This window comes from Pseudoselenomonas ruminis (assembly GCF_008271295.1).
GTDB lineage: Bacteria > Bacillota > Negativicutes > Selenomonadales > Selenomonadaceae > Selenomonas_A > Selenomonas_A ruminis.
On record NZ_VTOY01000023.1, the window covers coordinates 1 to 18,377 of the forward strand.

Sequence of the window (18,377 nt, forward strand, 5' to 3'; positions counted from 1 at the left end):
TTTGCCTCGAATACGAACTCGCTACTTCCCTGCAAACTGTAATTGGTAAAAAATGCGTGGATAAATTCATAGAAGCCTCCATAAGGTAGATGAATCAATCTTATGGAGGCTTCTATCGTTTATGTCAATCGAAATATTGCCGTGCGGATCGTTGGTACTGCGGCCATTGTTGCCGGAAATTTGCCTATGGCAAATATAGAATAATGGCGTTATAATAAGTAGATAACGGATTTTTAGATGGTAAAATGAGGTGAAACTTTTGCGCACTTATATAAAGAAGCTGGTGGCAGCGGGTTTGGCCATGACGTTTTGGTCGGCTCAGATTGCGCCCAGTATGGCGATGGACCCTATTATGACGCATGACCAGGTCAAAGAGGGAATGACGGGAACGGCGTATACCGTTATCGACAGTTCGGGACAGCTTCGGGACTTTCAGGTCGATATCGTGGGAACCGTGGATAACGGCAAGGGCTCTGAGCCGATGATTATGGCTAAGGCTTCGGGTCCTGTTATTGCTCAGACCGGTGGTATTTTACAGGGAATGAGCGGAAGTCCGGTGTATATTGACGGGTATCTGGTTGGTGCCGTAGCGGCAGGAATCAAGGAGATGACCCCGTATACGTTCTTTATCACGCCGATTGACCGGATGACGCCGATTTGGCAGATGCCGGACCGCAAAAATAAGACCCGCATGCATCCGATTGATATCAAGAAGGCCGCCGAGGCAGCTGCTAAGAAAAAAGCCGATAAGGAAAAACTGGCCAAAGAGCGGGCTGCCAAAAAAGACGGCAAAGTCTATGGCGATGAACTCATTGCCCGGGCTATGGAAGCCGTGAAGGCTGATAAGGAAAAGGCCAAACAGGCAAAAGATAAAAAAGAGGAAGACAAAACAGCTAAAACGGCAGAGGATAAAGCTGTGCCGAAAACGGTCATGTATTTTGCCGGTTTCAATCAGGCAAGCCTGGATTTCCTCAAAAAGCAGCTCGACCCGAAGGGGACGATGGCATTTTTGCCCATGGGAGCCCCATCAGCAGCGGATGCCCATACGACGGTATATGATGCCAAGCTGAATCCGGGCGAAGCCGTCGGTGTCGCTGTGGCTTACGGTGACTTTGCCATTGGTGCCACGGGTACCGTAACGGCTGTTGATGGCAAAAAAATTCTGGCCTTTGGTCATCCGTTCCTGCATCGCGGCAACGTCAATTATTTCATGACAGACGCCAAAGTAGTGGGAACCATCAGCGGACAGAGCAACGGCATGAAGATTGCCAACATCGGCAATATCATCGGCCGCATCAACCAGGACCGCGCAACGGGAATCGGCGGCGTCCTTGGGGAGTTCCCCACAGTGGTGCCCATCAAGGTAAAGGTCAACGATAAATCGCTGGGCCGGGTTGAGGAATACGGTGCCCGCATCGCCTATGATGAGGATTTCCTGTCACAGGTCAGCGGCGGTATTGCCTATGCGGCACTCAGCAAGACTTCGGATGATGTCAGCGGCGGCACGGCCGAGGTTGGCTTTACCATTCGCACCAATGCGGTGCCGGGCGGCAAAGTCGAGCGCAAGAACATGTTCTACAACGCAACGGACGTAGGACAGATTTCGATGGCGGAACTCATGCAGGCCATGAATGTCATCACCGCCAACAAAGACCAGGAATCGGATATTCTCGACGTGCAGGTAAACATCAATGTCGAGGCCGAACGCCGGACGGCTTCGCTGATTTCGGCAGTTCCGGATAAAAAGTCGGTCAAACCGGGGGAAACCGTGCGGTTTACGACGACAATCAAACCGTACCGCCGTCCGAAGGAAACCGTTGTCATTCCGTATACGGTTCCGGAAACGCAGCATTCGGGGACGCTGAATCTCGACATCCGCGGCGGCGGGCTCGTACCGGCAACGGCACTGATGGTGCTCCAGCAGTCCGGTGTGGATGTAGTCAACGAAGATGAAGCAAAGCAGACTACGGCCGATAAACTGAAGAAGCTGCAGGAAAGCGGCCGCAACAATGAAATCATCATTTCGCCGAGCCAGGCACAGAAGCAGCTGACGCCGCGTGAACAGCGCCGCATCCTGCGGGAGACGCAGGAACGCCTGAAAAAGAAGGAGCATAAGGTAGACCTTCTGGGTGAGAATGCCAAACGGCAGACGGGAAAAGCAAGATATACGACGAAGTATATTATCGATAATGTGGTGCATTCGACGCTTCAAATTGAGAGAAAGTAACGCGATACTATTGTCATAACGCCGATATGATGGTAAACTATGTGTTGATGCTTTAAAAAAGGCATGACTATAGGAGGATAACGAACTTAATGGAAAAGTTGATTATACATGGGGGTAACCGACTGGAAGGCCGGGTTAAAATCAGCGGAGCCAAAAATGCTGTCCTGCCGATTATTGCGGCGACACTGCTTGGTCAGGATGCCCCAAGCCTGCTCGATGAAGTGCCGGCACTGGAAGATGTTCATACGATCACGGAAGTATTGAAAAAGCTTGGTGTCAAGGCGGAATTCGATTCGTCCAAACACCAGCTCAAAGTTGACAGTACGGTTATCGGCAGCTGTGAGGCTCCTTATGACTTGGTGCGCAAGATGCGTGCCTCGTTCCTGATTATGGGACCGCTTTTGGCCCGCTGCGGCCAGGCGAAGATTTCGCTGCCGGGCGGCTGTGCTATCGGCACGCGCCCCATTGACCTGCACCTCAAGGGCTTTGAGGCGCTGGGCGCGGAAATCAATATCGGTCATGGCTTTATTGAAGCTAAGGCACCGGAAGGCCTCAAGGGCGCGAAAATCTATTTGGATTTCCCGAGTGTCGGTGCTACCGAAAACATTCTGATGGCCGCTTCGATGGCAGAAGGCCAGACGATTCTGGAGAATCCGGCCCAGGAGCCGGAAATCGTAGATTTGGCCAACTACCTCAACGTCATGGGCGCAAAAATCCGTGGCGCAGGAACCAACGTCATCAAGATTGACGGTGTGCCAAAACTCATGGGCTGTGATTATACCATCATTCCGGACCGCATCGAAGCTGGTACCTACATGGTTGCCGCAGCAATGACGAAGGGCGATGTCTATATTGAAAATGCAATCAGCGAGCATTTAAAACCGGTTATTGCGAAGCTCAAGGAAGCTGGCGTGACGATTGAAGAGGACGTCAACGGCATCCGTGTAGCCTGTGATAAGCGCACGAAGGCTGTCGATATCAAGACGATGCCGTATCCGGGATTCCCGACGGACATGCAGGCGCAGTTTATGGCTCTGCTGACGGTATCGGAAGGTTCGGGGCTCGTGACGGAAACGGTCTTTGAGAACCGCTTCATGCACGTTGATGAGCTCAAACGCATGGGCGCAAATATCAAGATTGATGGCCGCACGTCGGTCGTTGAGGGCGTGGAAACGCTGATGGGCTGCCAGGTAAAGGCAACCGATTTGCGTGCCGGTGCCGCTATGGTATTGGCTGGTCTCGTTGCTGAGGGCGAGACGCAGGTGGGATATATCCACCATATTGACCGTGGCTATGATAATCTCGTGGCGAAGCTCGTAGGGCTTGGCGCAGATATCTGCCGCGTAGACCAGTAAGTTACATTGGGTTATCAGGTGTTGGATGCTTGTCATCCAACACTATTTTTATAACGAGTTTTGAAAAAACTATGCAATTGTGTATTACAGGAGGCATTTTATGAGTACCAGATTTGAAGTTCCGCTGGAACTCGCACATATTCAGCTCAAAAACCGCGTAATCCGTTCGGCAGTGCACAGTTTTCTGGCTAGTCCGGAAGGCTATATGACGGAAGCCGAGTATACGATGTATGAAACCCTGGCCCAAAATCATGTCGGCACGATTATTACGGGCCACTGCTGTGTGGATGAGCTGGGCAGAGCCAATCCCGAGCAGGTAAATATCTATGCTGACTGCTATATAGATCAATTCCGCCGGGCCGTTGAAATCGCGCATCGCGAAGGGGCAAAATTTATCCCGCAGATTTCGCATGCCGGCCCGCGGGCAATCGACAATGAGGATTTGGCTGACGTTGTTGCCCGTCCGTTGAAAAAGGAGCGAGAGGCCAGAGCACTTTCCCTCGAGGAAATCCATCATATCGAGCAGTGCTTTGTCGATGCGGCAAAACGTTTACAGGTTGCTGGCGTGGACGGTGTCCAGCTCCATGCGGCCCATTCCTATCTCCTGTCGCGCTTCATTGACCCGACGTTCAACCAGCGCACGGATGAGTATGGCGGCAGTGTGGAAAATCGCTTCCGCATGACGGAAAACATCATCTGCGGGATTAAGGAAGCCTGCGGTGAAGCGTTCCCCGTGCTGATTAAAATCAACCTCGACACGAAGCATGAGGATACGGCTGGCTATCATGAAGATATGGTCTGGATTTTGAAGCGCTGCCATGAGCTCGGAGTGGAGCTCGTGGAACTTTCCGGTGTGGATTTCATCAATCAGCCGAAGACGGCAACGCTTTACTATCTGGAGGAAGCAGCAAAGCTCAAGTCGCTCGTCCCGCAGCAGCCCATGAGTCTTGTGGGTGGTGTGCGTTCGCTTTCCGACATGGAAAAAGTTCTGGCAAGCGGATTGGATGCGGTATCGCTTGGGCGCGCGCTGATTGCCGAACCGGATTTCTTGACGAAGTCCTTGGCTGGCACGGAGAAATCTATCTGCGTATCCTGCAGCCGCTGCTTCGTCCTGCCGCACATGCACCCGGGGATTCGTTGTGTCTGGGCATGGAAGGCAGCCAAGGCCCGGCAGAAAGAACAGAAGGAAAAGTCTGCGGAGTAAGGACGAAAGTTAATATTATTTAGAAAATTACTTCTTAAAGTTTACAAGTTGACACATATAATAGATGGTGTTAAGATACATCTCATAAGAAATGTCCGATTGCAATGGCGCAATACACGTGGATTGTGATTTGTATCTTGCTATAAATACAAATGTATCCCGTCTGCATCTTGCGATGCGGGCGGGATTTATTTTTTTGTTATGAAAAGAGGGATTATGATGAATGGTTTGACTCTGGTGGGAATCGCCATCGTCGTATTTGTGGCAGCTTATGCTGGCTATGGACGCTGGCTGGTCAAGACCTGGGGCATTGATCCGAAGGCAAAGACGCCGGCTGTGCAGTATGAAGATGGTCAGGATTATGCGCCGGCTTCCCGGTTTACGGTTTTTTCGCATCAGTTTTCGTCGATTACCGGCGCGGGCCCTGTGACCGGGCCAATCATCGCGGCGATGTTCGGCTGGGCGCCAGCGCTTTTGTGGCTGCTGATTGGCGGTGTCTTCTTCGGTGCTGTTCAGGATTTTACTGCGCTTTACGCATCGGTCAAGAACAAGGGCAAATCCATGGGCATGTTGATTGAGCAGTACGTTGGCAAGACGGGACGCCGGTTGTTCCTGCTGTTCTGCTGGCTCTTTACGCTGCTGGTGCTGGCGGCGTTTGCCGACATCCTGGCCAATACGTTCAGTGCCGTTACGAAAACGGGCGCTCAGAATGTGCCGGGGGCTCAGGCAGCATCGATTTCCATGCTCTACATTTTTGTGGCAATGGGCTTTGGTGAATACATCCGCCGGTTCAATCCATCTGGTGCCGTGAAATTCGTCATTGCCGTGGCACTGGTTATTGCGATGTTTGCGGTTGGCATGAATTTCCCGCTCTACTTCGATGCCCAGACCTGGCGCTATGTGACGTTCGGTTATTGTTTTATCGCTTCGGTTCTGCCGATGTGGCTGCTCATGGAGCCGCGTGACTATCTGTCGTCCTTCCTGCTCTTGGGCATGGTCGCTGGCGGTGTCATCGGTGTAGTTGTCGCGAATCCTTCCATCAATATGCCGGCCTTCGTTGGTTTTGAGGTAAACGGCCAGTCGTTGTTCCCGATTCTCTTCATCACGATTGCCTGTGGTGCCGTTTCGGGTTTCCACAGCCTGGTTTCCTCGGGGACGTCTTCTAAGGCAGTCGCCAATGAGGCGGATATGCTGCCGGTTGGTTATGGTTCGATGCTGGTGGAGTCGCTGCTCGGTGTCGTGGCCCTGGTTATCGCCTGTGCCGCTGCTACGAATGGCGTCCTGCCGAAGGGCACGCCGTTCCAGATTTTTGCTGGTTCTATCAGCAATTTCTTCCAGATGTTTGGCCTGCCGGCTGGTGTGTCGGCTTGTGTTATCACCATGTGCGTATCGGCGCTGGCCATGACGACCATCGACTCGGTTGCCCGTATCGGCCGCATGTCGTTCCAGGAACTCTTTACGCCGAGTGAGGGGGAGAAGCCCAATGCTGTGGAAAGCCTCTGCATGAACACGTACTTCTCGACGATTATCACGCTGGTATTGGCCTTCTTCCTCTGCCTGGCTGGTTATATGAACATCTGGCCACTGTTTGGTGCTGCCAACCAGCTGCTCTCGGCGCTCGTGCTGATTTCGCTGTCGGTATTCCTGCGCACGACGGGCCGCAAAGGATGGATGCTCTATGTGCCGATGACCTTTATGTTCTTCGTCACCATGACGGCGCTGGTCATGAGTGTGATGGGCATTGTCACGAAGCTTCAGGCAGGCACCTTTGTTGTTATGGTTGATGGCTTGCAGCTGGTTCTGGCATTGGCGCTTATGACGCTGGCAGTTCTTGTCGTCAAACACTGCGGCAAAGAACTTTTCTGCGGCAAGGCAGAGTGCCCGCAGACTGAGCCGTAATATTATTTCATGTTGTTTATTCCCCAAAGTCAGAATCCCCCAGGCGTTTGCGAGGCGCCTGGGGGATTCTTTGTACGCAGGCTTTGCAGCTTGCATATCTGGCGATGGTCTGCTAAAATTATAGTGTTGCGGTTGTAGCTCAGATGGATAGAGCGTCCGCCTCCTAAGCGGCAGGTCGTGAGTTCGACTCTCACCAATCGCACCATAGCGCACATTATGGTCCCGAGGATTTCCTCGGGGCTTTTTTGTTGCCCGTGGAATTGATTTGGAGTCATATGTCCTTTTCTTGGCGAAAAGATTTCTATACAATACTATATAGTAAGAAACGATAGAGAATCGGAGGAAGATTTATGGGAAAGACTCTGAAGGTGAACGCGGCGGATGTCATCATTGCCGGTTTGTCGGCACTGGCCGGTCTGGGGGCCTTGCTTCAGCTGCCTGTTTGGGCAATATTTATCGGCTGGGCCTGGTATATCGCCTTGGGCAGTAAAAAAAGCGCCATCTGGGAGGCGGGGATTACAGCGGTCATGGCGGCGGTGCTGGCACTTTCGGCGATTGCGCTGACGGATGCCCTGCAGCCGTTCATGCAGCCGCTGGCGGCTTCGATGGCCGCGGTATTTGTGGCGATTCTGCTGCTGATGATTTTTATGAAGCTGCCGGTGTTTACTTCGTCACTGGTGGCGTTTAATTCTTTTTCCTGTATCTTTGCCGGCTATTATTTGCAGGCGTTTCCCGTGCAGGAATCGTATCTGGTAAGCCTGTTGACCGCGTTTGTGTGGATTACCGGGGCCAATGTGCTCGGGCTGGTGCTCGGTTATGTCAACGCTTCGCTGATTGCCTGGGTTCAGGGGGCGTGGAAGTCCTCGCCGGAGACTGCCTCGGAATAATGGGAGGATTTTTTGCGGCGGATGCTTTCCATCCCTGGCAAAATGTAGTATAATATCGAAATCATACAGAGTTTTTCTGTGTGCATAAATTCGTTGATAACAGACAAAGTTTTCTTTGTCTGTTTTCTTTTTGCATCATTAAGGATTTATTTTTTATTGTTTGGGAAGTGTTTTTAGGAGGCATGTATGGATTTCTTATTCCTGGCGCTGGTGCTCTATGCGATGGGCGCTATGACGATGCTGTGGCCGAAGCGGCTGGAGATGGCGGCCCATGCGGCAGGCATGGTACTGGCTGCTGCTGCTAGTGCGCTGACGCTTGTTGCATCGGCAACGTATCTTGGTACGATGTGCGGGTGGGGGATACCCGCAGGACTGTCCCTGGGACGGTTTGGCGCGCTGATGGATATCGGCTGGGGCGGCTATACGCTTGTGGCTGATGGCTGGAGTGCGGCGTTTTTAGTCATCACGGGGTTGGCTGGCACTATCATCAGCTTGTATGGCGTGGATTATGGCAAAGCGTATCGCGGCACGGGGATTCGTGCGCTGGCGGGGCTTTGGAACCTGTTCCTCGCTTCGATGGTGCTGGTGCTGATGGCTGGCGATGCGTTTACCTTTATCCTGGCCTGGGAGGTCATGGCGCTGGTTTCCTTCCTGCTCGTCAATCACGAGAGCAAGAAGAAGGAAACTGTTCATGCGGCTTATCAGTATATGGTTATGACCCATCTGGGAACGGCGGCAATTCTCATCGCATTTTATTTAATCGGAAGCCATTCGCCGAGTCTGCTGTTTGCGGATTTGACGCATAACACGCTGGAGGGGCCGCTGCGTCATGTGGCGTTTGCGGCGGCTTTTATTGGCTTTGCCTTAAAATCCGGCCTGATGCCGCTGCATGTCTGGCTGCCCAATGCCCATCCGGCAGCACCGAGCCATGTGTCGGCACTTATGAGCGGTGTTATGCTCAAGGTTGCCGTCTATGGCTTTGGTCGTTTTGTCTTTTACTTCCTCGGCATGGAGGTCTTTGCCTATGGCCTTATCGTCATGCTCGTGGGGCTTTTCTCGGCGTTCCTCGGCGTGCTCTATGCGTCGATGGAAAAGGATATGAAACGAATTCTTGCCTATTCTTCCGTGGAGAATATGGGTATTATTTTTGCTACGTTTGGCTGCGGCATGCTGCTCGTGCAGACGGGCCACGGCACGATGGCAATGGTGGCGTTTACGGCGGTGCTCGTCCATTCGCTTAGCCACAGCATTATGAAGGGCCTGTTGTTCATGAGTGCCGGTGCTGTCATGCATGCGGTGGGCAGCAAGAATGTAGAGCTCATGGGTGCTTTGGCGAAAAAGATGCCGGCGACGGCACTCTTCACGCTGATCGGTGCGATGTCGCTGTCGTCGCTGCCGTTTACGACCGGCCTTGTCGGCGAATGGATGGCTCTGCAGAGCTTTGTCACGCTGGGATGGCAGACGGGAACACAGGAGCTTCGCCTGCTCGTCATTGCCGCATTTGTGCTTTTGGGACTCACGGGAGCGCTGGCACTGGGGTGCTTTGTCCGCCTGTACGGCGTCGTCTTTTTGGGCCGCCGCCGGTCGGCGCTTGTCCTCAAGGCGCATGAGATGCCGTTTTTCATGCTGCTCGGCATGGGCATTGAGGCGCTCTTGATTCTCGTGTTGGGGATTTTCCCGATGCCGATGGTGCAGCTCATGCAGGCCTCGCTTACGGGCGGCATGATGGCTCTGCCAATGGTCAGCACCGATGCGGTGGTTTGGAACGGCATTGGCGATTTTGCCAACGGTGCGTCGTATTCGGCGTACAGTCCGTTTATGCTGCTGATGCTCGCGCTTATCGTTACGGCTGTCCTGGCCTTTGTCCTCGAGGGCAAGGGGCTCTATGTCCAGAAGGATGTGACCTGGAACTGCGGTACGGTGCCGACGCGCCGCCAGCAGTATACGGCAACGGGCTTTTCCAAACCGTTGCGCCGTGCTTTTGACTTTATCCTGAAACCGCGCAAGGAGCGCACCTTCCTCAAGAAGGAGCATGCGTACTTTGGCCGTTCGGTTCATTATAATCTGTTTATTCCGGACCAGTTCACCGAGAAGCTCTATGTCCCGGTGCAGCATCTGATGGTCCGCCTGTCGTCGCTGCTTCATCTGTTGCAGCAGGGCAGTGTCCGCCTTTATATTGGCTATACGATGATTGCCATGGTGGCAGTTTTGATTTGGGGGGTGATGTAAGATGGTCTATATGGCACAGAGTTTAGGCGTTGGCCTGGCGCAGGCGCTTTTGCTGCTGGTGTTCGCACCGTTTATCGTTGGTCTTATCAACAAGACGAAGGCCATCTTGCAGAAACGGCAGGGCGCCAGCGTCCTGCAGGAGTATTTTGACCTCTGGAAATGGTGGCGCAAACCTGTCATCGTCACGCCGTACACGAGTAAAATCTTTATCCTGGCACCAGCGGTCTATTTCGGCACGACGCTGATGGCGGCGGCAATGGTTCCGGGGCTTTTGGTCAGCGTATTGCAGGCAGGCAGTTCCGGCCTCAGCATGGGGGATGCCTTTGTATTTGTCTATCTGCTGGCGCTGGGCCGCTTCTTCATGACGCTGGGGGCCATGGATTCGGCTACGGCCTTTGGTGGTATGGGATCCTCCCGTGAGGTGTATATTTCGGTATTGGTTGAGCCGGCGGTCATGCTGGCGATTCTCGTCAATGCCATGCGCTATCAGTCCACGACCCTTACCCGCATGGTCATTGATTTCGATACGTTCTACTTCACGGTTCCGGCGGTGCTGACCTGTGTGGCCTTCTTCCTGGTCATGCTGGCGGAGAACAGCCGCTTGCCAGTGGATAATCCCGACACCCATTTGGAGCTCACGATGATTCATGAGTGTATGACCCTGGAGTATTCGGGACGCTTGCTCGCGCTTATCCATTTGGGCAGCATGCTGAAAATCCTGATTTTCCTCGTGCTCTTTAGCACGTTATACCTGCCGCTGGCAATTCCCGTGGCCTTAAAAGTCCTCTTTGGCGCGCTGGTCATCGGCGTGGTAGAGACCCTCAATAATAAGATGCGTCTCTTCAAAGTCCGGGTCTATTTGTCGGCAGCGCTTATTTTGCTGATTGTTTCGCTGATTGCTGAGTAAGGAGGGAGACGCAATGGAATATTTAGTAGTACTCTTGCTTTTTGTCGTCTTCCTGCAGACGCGGATTATGGAATTAAAACGCTCCATCCTCTGCCTGGCGGCGCAGTCGGGCATCATTGCCGGTGCCTGCTTTGCCATCGGCCTTGGGGCAGGCAGCGGACTTCATGCCTGGCTGCCGGGGCTCTTGACGATTTTCGTCAAGGTTCTCTTCATCCCAGGGGCTATCTTGCGGCTGGCGGGGAAAATCACGGACGAGCGCGAAATCGTCTCGGATATCAACGTCAACTATTCGACAATGGCGGCGGCGGCCTTTTTGGTCTTTGGCTATTTGCTGGTTGACCACCTGCTGCCGGGAACGCCGGGGCGCAGCATTATTGCCGCATCCATTCTGATGATTATGACAGGGCTGGCGCTCATGGTAATGCGCAAGCGGGCCATCCTGCAGATGATTGGTCTTATCACGCTGGAAAATGGCATCTATCTCCTGGGGCTTTTGATTACCGAGGGACTGCCGCTCGTCGTTGAGCTGGGCGTATTCCTCGATGTCCTCATTGCCGTTGTCGTACTGGTCATCCTGACGAATCGCATGAGCCTTTCGTTTATGACTACGGATACGACTGTCATGAAGAAATTGAAAGGATAAGACCGCAATATGGAACTTTATGTTACAATTCCGCAGCTCGTCTATACGCTGCTGGCTTTGCCGCCGCTTTTCAGCCTGATTGCGGCCGTCAATGTGCTCGGCAAGGGGCTTTTGCATTGGCTCAACCGGTTGACGGCTGTGGCTGCAGGTGCTATCGTCGTCAAACTGGTCATGCAGTTTGACCCGTCAAATCCGGTATCGTTTGGCTATCTCTATCTGGATGCACTGGCCCTTTGGATGCTCATCATCGTCACGATGCTTTACCTGGCCTTTGCCTTTACCAGTAAAGCCTATCTTGACCGTGATACTAACATCCGCTATGGCTATCTGCGCCGGTTCAGCCACTTGGAAGGCCGCTTTTATGCGCTTTCGCATCTCTTTGTCTGGACGATGATGATTGTGGTCCTCGTGAACAACCTGGGCCTGATGTGGGTAGCGATTGAGGCGACGACGCTGGTCTCGGCGCTGCTCGTAGCTTTTAAATTTACGCGCACCTCGCTGGAGGCTGCCTGGAAATATGTCATGGTCTGCACCGTTGGCATCTGCCTGGCGCTATTGGGCACGATTCTCGTCTACTATGCGCAGATTCTTGCTATGGGCGGCGCACAGGCCCTCGACTGGCAGTATCTGGCTGCTCATGGTGGGGAACTCAATCCGGCCTTGGCCAAAGTAGCCTTCTGCTTCCTGTTTGTCGGGTATGGCACCAAAGTCGGCCTCGCGCCGATGCATGCCTGGCTGCCTGATGCCCATTCTGAGGCTCCGGCACTTACGAGTGGTTTGCTCTCGGGTGCACTCTGCATCTGTGCCATCTATGTGCTGCTGCGCAATGTCATCGTCATTATGCCGGCTGTAGGTATGGGCTTTATCAGCAGCCTGTTCTTGTTCTTTGGCCTGTTGACGATTGCGCTGGCCATTCCGTTTGTCGTCATCCAGCGCGACATCAAACGAATGCTGGCGTATTCCTCGATGGAGAACTTCGGCCTGATGGCGGCAGGTTTTGGCCTGTTTATGCCGCTGGCTGTCGAGGCATCGCTCTTGCACATGATGAATCATGCGCTGGTTAAATACGCGCTCTTTTATACGGCTGGTACGATAATGGAGGCCTATGGCACGAAGAATATGATGCGCATGCACGGCATGCTTCAGCAGGCACCGCGCACGTCGCTGTTCTGGCTGCTGGGCATTGTCGGTATCCTGGGCATGCCGCCGATGGGCATTTTCTTCAGTAAGTTCTATATTATCGACAGTTTCTTTATGGCAGACCGTCCGTGGCTCGGCATGCTGGCTCTCGTATTGCTGGCCGGCATGCTTATCGGTATCCTCTACCATGCCCTGCGCATGATGGGCGGCAAGCCGAAACGCAAATCGGCAGGAGAACTCATGGGCCGTCTCGATACGGCAGTACTGTTAGTGCTCCTGCTCGCGAGCGGTGTCATCAGCGGCACGTTGCTGGAGCTTCCGTATCTCGGTGATCTCCTCGTAACGGCTGGCCAGATTGTTTTGGGAGGTATGTCCTGATGGAAAATATAAAAGAAATCAAAGTGGCAGACCTCCGGGCCGAGGCCGCCGCACTGTCCGAGGGCGGAAAGCATCCGCTTTCGGCTATGTTTGGCCGTGATGAGACGGCTCTCGGGAAAGGCTATGCCATCTATGTGGTATTTGAGATTCCCGAGGAAAAACGCATGCAGATTTTAAAGACTGCTTTGCCGGCAGACGGCGACCTTCGCTATGAGTCGCTGACGCCAATCCTGCCAGCGGCTGCCTGGTATGAGCGTGAGATTCAGGATATGTTCGGCCTGGTGCCGGCAGGTCATCCTGACCCGCGTCCATTGGTCCTGCATGAGACTTTTCCGAAGGATTTTCATCCGTTGCGCAAGCGGGCCTCGAAGGTGGACAGCCCGCGGGCTAAGGCCGGTGAGGAGAGCGAAATCCGCATGAGTGTTGCCCACGGTGAGGGGATCTATGAAGTTCCGGTCGGGCCGATTCATGCCGGTATCATCGAGCCGGGACATTTCCGGTTCAGTCAGGCCGGGGAGTCGATGCTCCAGCTTGATGCTAAATTGTTCTTCACCCATCGCGGCCTCGAAAAGGTCATGGAGGGCAAGACGCCGCAGGAAGCGCTGCCGGTTGTCGAGCGCATTTGCGGTGCCTGCAGTATTGCCAATACCTGGAGCTTCTGCCAGGCCATTGAAAAGATTGCCGGGGTTACGATCCCCAAGCGCGCACAGATTATCCGCACGCTGCTCATGGAAATCGAGCGCATCACGAACCACATCGGCGATTGCGGCAACATTCCGGCCGGTGTCGGCTTTGCACCGGCCATCAGCCTCGGCGGCCGCACGAAGGAAATGATGATGCGCCTGCAGGAACGCCTCGCAGGCAACCGCTTCTTGCGCGGCGTAATCATCCCCGGTGGTGTCGCGATGGATATTGATGCCGGTTTGCAGCAGGATATCCGCGAGACGCTATTAAAAGCTGAAAAGAACATGGCTGATCTGGCGAAGATGTTTGCTGAGCAGGAAAACTTCCAGAACCGAATCAATACGACGGGAATCGTCCGCCATCAGACGGCGGTAGATTTGGCGATGGTCGGCGTTGGTGCCCGCGCCAGCAGCTTTGCCCATGACAGCCGCCGTGACTTTGACTACGGCTGCTACCCGGCACTTGAATTTGCGGTGGTCACGCAAAAGAGCGGCGACGTAGCGGCAAGACTGGCCGTGCGCATTGAGGAATTCCGGGAAAGCCTGCGGATGGTTTCGCAGCTGTTGGATATGCTGGCAGTGGATGAAACAGCGCTTGGCGTGGAAATCACGAAAGCGGCCGGCGAGGACTGGGGTATCAGTGAGTCGGCCCGGGGCAGCAATTTCCATTATGTCGCGCTGGACAGTGACGGTCGCATTGACCGCATCTTTGTCCGCAGTGCCTCTTATCCCAACTGGCCGGCACTGCCAATTGCTGTGCAGGGGGATATCATTCCCGATTTCCCGCTTATCAATAAGAGCTTTGAGCTCTGCTATGCCTGCCTGGACCGTTAAAGGAGAGAGTTATGTTTAAAGTATTGGAACGATTGCTTCACGATAAGATTGCAACGGAAGATATCACTTTCTCCGGCAGTGAGCGTTTCCGTGGCAAAATTCAAGGCCAGTGTCCGGAATCGGCTCTGGCAGCTTGTGAGAAAGCCTGCCCTGTGGGGGCATTTCATAAAAACGGCATCGATTACCGCCGCTGCCTGTTCTGCGGCCGTTGCGTAGAAGCCTGTGCGAAAGCCGCCGGTGCTGAGGCGGGAATCGTGCATTCTGCCGAGGAGGCTATGCCGTATCTGTTGGAAAAGGCGCAGGAAGTTACGGCGGATATCATCCGCCAGAAACTCGGACGCAGCCTTCACGCCCGTCATCTCGATGCCGGTTCCTGCAATGCCTGTGATTTTGAGATGGGCGCGATGTCAAATCCCATCTATGACCTTCACCGCTACGGTGTCCATTTTGACGCTTCGCCGCGTCATGCCGATATGCTGGTGGTTACGGGTGTGGTAACCCGCAATCTGGAGCAGGCTCTGAAGATGTCGTATGAGGCACTGCCAGAACCAAAACTCGTTATGGCCTGCGGGGCCTGTGCGGCTGGTGGTTCGACCTATGGCGAATCGTATGCCATCGTGGGGGCTGCCGATAAGGTCGTTCCGGTTGACATTTATGTACCGGGCTGCCCGCCGCGCCCCTCAGCAATGATTGCCGGGCTTTTGGCTGCGGCTGACATACTGGCCGAAAAATTGTAATAGCTCGAAGGACTCTTCGTTCGTTTGACGCCAAAATAAAAAATGTGATAGAGTTAAAGAGGTGTAGTCAAAAGCTACACCTCTTGCCGATAGAAGAAGTGTTTTACGCATTGCTTTCGAGAGGTGATTTTATTGACGAAACGAATAATCCTTTCCCTGGTAGTTACGCTTATTCTTGTATGCCTGGCCTCGGTGGCTATGGCGGCATCGATTCTGGTAAAAGAAGGGTCCCGCGGTCACGCGGTGGAAACGGTACAGAACCTGCTGATTGAACAGGGGTACCTGACTGGCGCGGCAGACGGAGTCTGCGGCCCGCAGACCGTAGAGGCGATTAAGAAGTTTCAAGAGGCCAATGGCCTTGAAGTAGATGGTATCTGTGGTGATGGCACGTATTCGGCATTGTCGGGAGGCGCATCCTATGAACCACCGGCGATAGAGTCCTATAGCGGGAATGGCCGGACGGTTTATGTTTCGGCTACGGCGTACAGCTCACAGGACCCGGGCCTGTCCGCCTACACGGCGTCGGGAACGAAAGTGCGCCGTGGGGTTATCGCCGTCGACCCCAATACGATACCGCTTGGAACCCGGGTATTTATTCCAGGCTATGGCGAGGCGGTAGCGGAGGACATCGGCGGATTCCGCGGCAACCATATCGATATCGCTTTTGATACCCATGGCGAGGCCATAATCTTTGGCAGACAAAATCTTGAGATTTATATTTTAGATTGATTTTATGACCGCTGGTCCAATCGGACCAGCGGTTTTTTGCCGTAAAACGTATATTTATGGGTATAATGCGGGACTATTATGTATTTTTATATAAAAAATTTCATAAAAATCCCCTAGGGGAGCTTGTAACAAATATCACATATACTTATAATATATGGTAGAGATAATAGATAATAATAATAATTGAGAATTATTTGCAGGATAGGGAGGACGAAAGCTATGCCAAAAACTTATCAGGCGAATGAGCTCACCGGTATCATTAAGATCGATGCGGATAAATGCAAAGGATGCGACACGTGCAAATCCTTCTGCCCGGCGGACGCTATTAATGGCGCCTACGGTGCAACCCATGAGATCGATAATGAGCGTTGTCTGCAGTGCGGACAGTGTCTGGTGAATTGCCCATTCGGAGCAATCGAGGATACCGTTGACGTAGTCGACCAGGTCATCGAAAAATTGAAGGACAGCAACACGACGGTGGTGGCAACAGTCGCACCGGCTGTCCGTGTCGCACTGGGTGAGGAGTTCGGTATGGAACCGGGCAAGCTCATCACGGAGCAGATGTATGGAGCCCTCAAAAAAGCAGGCTTCAAGATTATGGATGTCAACTTTGCCGCGGATAACACGATTCTGGAAGAGGGTACGGAACTCATCCACAAAATCCAGAAATACGTGCTCAACCAGTCGGTAGAAGGAGAACTGGGCCCCTTGCCGCAGTTCACTTCCTGCTGCCCGGCCTGGGTACGCTATATGGAACTCTACCATCCGAATCTGCGCCAGCATCTGTCGTCGGCCAAATCCCCGCAGGGGATGGCTGGCCCGGTTGCCAAGATTTACGGTGCCGAAGAAGTTTGGAAAGTACAGCCGGAGCAGATTTTCTGTGTAGGTGTTTATCCCTGCACGGCCAAGAAGCTCGAAGCATCCCGTCCAGAGTTTACGGCAGCTGCTGATTACTGGAAGAAGAAGGGCCATACGGCAACGTATCAGGACACCGATGTCGTCCTGACGACCCGCGACCTGGCTCGCCTGCTCAAGAAGCTCAATATCGATGTCCGCAATGTCGAGCCGGCTGAGGAGAAAGACAATCCGCTGGCTGAATATACGGGTGCTGGTACGATTTTCGGTGCGACGGGCGGCGTTATGGAAGCTGCGCTGCGCACGGCGTATTTTGTCCTGACGGGCGAAGAACTCGGCGAACTTCACTTCGAGCCGGTTCGCGGCCTCAAAGAGGTCAAGACGGCCGAGGTTCCCATCAAGCTCAAGGAAAATGGACAGGAAATCACGCTGAAAATCGCGGTTGTCCATGGAACGAAAAATGTCGAGCCGCTGCTCGCAGAGATTGAGGCTGGTAACAGTCCGTATCATTTCATCGAAGTCATGAACTGTCCGGGCGGCTGTGTAAACGGCGGCGGCCAGCCAATCAACCCGATGGGAACGTCCTGGACCGGCAAGTTCAAGGCAATCTTGCCGTGGTAATAGGAGGTACGTTATGAGATATTCCTATAAAGAAAAAGAAGTAAAGCTGAACCGCCGTGAGTTCCTCGGCTTTGCCGGTGTCATTGCGGCATTCCTTTGGACTGGTGCCTACACGGTAACGGATTTGATTGTTGACCGGACGAAATACATCAAGATGCGTACGGCAGGATTGTATCAGGATGATGAGAAGCAGGCAAAACGCCAGAGCCATCATAACCAGAGCCTGCTCAATATGTATAAGAAGATGAACTTCCAGCCGCTTAGCCCGATGGCAGAAGAACTCTTCCATACGCACTATGTAGACCGCAGCGTCCTGTAAGAAAGGTGGGATTACGATGGATAATAATTTTAAGGGAAATGAACGAATTCTTCATCATAGCCTGCCGGTTCGCCTGTTTCACTGGTGCCTGGTTTTTGGCTTCCTGCCAGCTGGCTTGACGGGGGCAATCCTTTTCTTCCGTCCGTTTGGCGAGGCGGGGATGCATCTTGCGATGCAGGTTCACATCGTGGGGGCATGGATTCTCATGATTGCCTGCACGCTGTTCTTCCTGCTCTGCCCGGGCCGTGTTGCCGCATTTTGGCGTGAGGCGTTCCATTGGACGAAGCAGGATATTGAGTGGATGAAAGTCGGCGGCGGCTATCCGCAGAAAATGATTTTCCTGCAGGAAATCGATGTACCGCCGATGGGCAAAATCAATTCGGGACAGAAAATGATGGGCATTATGGTATTTTTCGGTACGCTGCTCATCATCCTCACGGGTGCAGTGCTTTACTTCGCTCTGCCGCTGGTTCCGAAAGCGATTGCCTACTATGCGGACCTCATTCATCTGGTGGTCGGCCTCGGTCTGTTCCTTTGCATCTGCGGGGGGCATATTCCCCTCGGCATCTACAACTGGCCGGAATTCCGCAGCATGTTCGGCGATGGCACCATTAACGCCAAACACGCCGCGCATCATCATCCGCTCTGGACGCAGAATGAAATCGAAAAAGTCAAAGATTGATAAAGTTTTGGTTGTCATAAACTGAAGCTGTAAAAATCCCCCGCTAAT

The 18,377-nt window shown here is 53.3% G+C and carries 15 protein-coding genes and 1 tRNA gene; all 16 read left to right on the top strand.

Annotated features, from left to right (window positions below; translation table 11 throughout):
• Positions 1–250: 250 nt before the first annotated feature.
• The 16 genes from FZ040_RS13355 (at position 251) to FZ040_RS13430 (ending at position 18,329) form a co-directional block, all read left to right on the top strand.
• Positions 251–2,227 carry a SpoIVB peptidase S55 domain-containing protein gene (locus tag FZ040_RS13355; RefSeq protein WP_255448905.1) on the top strand — a complete coding sequence of 659 codons (1,977 nt, stop codon included), beginning with the start codon at positions 251–253 and terminating at the stop codon, positions 2,225–2,227.
• Between the two features lie 89 nt (positions 2,228–2,316).
• Positions 2,317–3,582 (top strand): UDP-N-acetylglucosamine 1-carboxyvinyltransferase, encoded by a 1,266-nt coding sequence (gene murA, locus FZ040_RS13360; RefSeq protein ID WP_149172461.1) that lies wholly within the window; start codon positions 2,317–2,319, stop codon positions 3,580–3,582.
• Between the two features lie 100 nt (positions 3,583–3,682).
• On the top strand, positions 3,683–4,786 hold the full coding sequence (locus tag FZ040_RS13365; RefSeq protein WP_149172462.1) for an NADH:flavin oxidoreductase: 1,104 nt from the start codon (positions 3,683–3,685) through the stop codon (positions 4,784–4,786).
• Between the two features lie 219 nt (positions 4,787–5,005).
• Positions 5,006–6,685 carry a carbon starvation CstA family protein gene (locus FZ040_RS13370; RefSeq protein WP_149172463.1) on the top strand — a complete coding sequence of 560 codons (1,680 nt, stop codon included), beginning with the start codon at positions 5,006–5,008 and terminating at the stop codon, positions 6,683–6,685.
• Positions 6,686–6,813: 128 nt separating this feature from the next.
• Positions 6,814–6,890: transfer RNA gene (locus tag FZ040_RS13375), tRNA-Arg, on the top strand.
• Between the two features lie 145 nt (positions 6,891–7,035).
• Positions 7,036–7,572 carry a DUF1097 domain-containing protein gene (locus FZ040_RS13380; RefSeq protein WP_149172464.1) on the top strand — a complete coding sequence of 179 codons (537 nt, stop codon included), beginning with the start codon at positions 7,036–7,038 and terminating at the stop codon, positions 7,570–7,572.
• 186 nt (positions 7,573–7,758) lie between these two features.
• Complete coding sequence (locus FZ040_RS13385; protein WP_149172465.1) at positions 7,759–9,801, top strand: proton-conducting transporter transmembrane domain-containing protein; 2,043 nt, start codon at positions 7,759–7,761, stop codon at positions 9,799–9,801.
• A gap of 1 nt (position 9,802) precedes the next feature.
• On the top strand, positions 9,803–10,708 hold the full coding sequence (locus FZ040_RS13390) for a respiratory chain complex I subunit 1 family protein (RefSeq protein ID WP_255448906.1): 906 nt from the start codon (positions 9,803–9,805) through the stop codon (positions 10,706–10,708).
• A gap of 13 nt (positions 10,709–10,721) precedes the next feature.
• Positions 10,722–11,351, top strand: a complete 630-nt coding sequence (locus FZ040_RS13395; RefSeq protein WP_149172466.1) for a hydrogenase — start codon at positions 10,722–10,724, stop codon at positions 11,349–11,351.
• Positions 11,352–11,360: 9 nt separating this feature from the next.
• Positions 11,361–12,869: a proton-conducting transporter transmembrane domain-containing protein gene (locus FZ040_RS13400; protein ID WP_149172467.1), complete on the top strand. Its 1,509-nt coding sequence runs from the start codon at positions 11,361–11,363 to the stop codon at positions 12,867–12,869.
• Positions 12,869–14,386 (top strand): hydrogenase large subunit, encoded by a 1,518-nt coding sequence (locus FZ040_RS13405; RefSeq protein ID WP_149172468.1) that lies wholly within the window; start codon positions 12,869–12,871, stop codon positions 14,384–14,386. Before FZ040_RS13400 ends, FZ040_RS13405 begins: the two co-directional genes overlap by 1 nt.
• 11 nt (positions 14,387–14,397) lie before the next feature.
• A complete protein-coding gene (locus FZ040_RS13410) occupies positions 14,398–15,123 on the top strand; it encodes an NADH-quinone oxidoreductase subunit B family protein (RefSeq protein ID WP_149172469.1) in 726 nt (241 codons plus the stop codon).
• Positions 15,124–15,321: 198 nt separating this feature from the next.
• A complete protein-coding gene (locus FZ040_RS13415) occupies positions 15,322–15,852 on the top strand; it encodes a peptidoglycan-binding protein (RefSeq protein WP_149172475.1) in 531 nt (176 codons plus the stop codon).
• A 219-nt stretch (positions 15,853–16,071) separates the two neighbouring features.
• Positions 16,072–17,328: a [FeFe] hydrogenase, group A gene (locus FZ040_RS13420; protein WP_149172470.1), complete on the top strand. Its 1,257-nt coding sequence runs from the start codon at positions 16,072–16,074 to the stop codon at positions 17,326–17,328.
• 13 nt (positions 17,329–17,341) lie between these two features.
• Entirely contained in the window at positions 17,342–17,647 is a 306-nt protein-coding gene (locus FZ040_RS13425; RefSeq protein WP_149172471.1) for an iron hydrogenase small subunit, read from the top strand.
• 16 nt (positions 17,648–17,663) lie between these two features.
• A complete protein-coding gene (locus tag FZ040_RS13430) occupies positions 17,664–18,329 on the top strand; it encodes a cytochrome b/b6 domain-containing protein (RefSeq protein WP_149172472.1) in 666 nt (221 codons plus the stop codon).
• Positions 18,330–18,377: the final 48 nt, after the last annotated feature.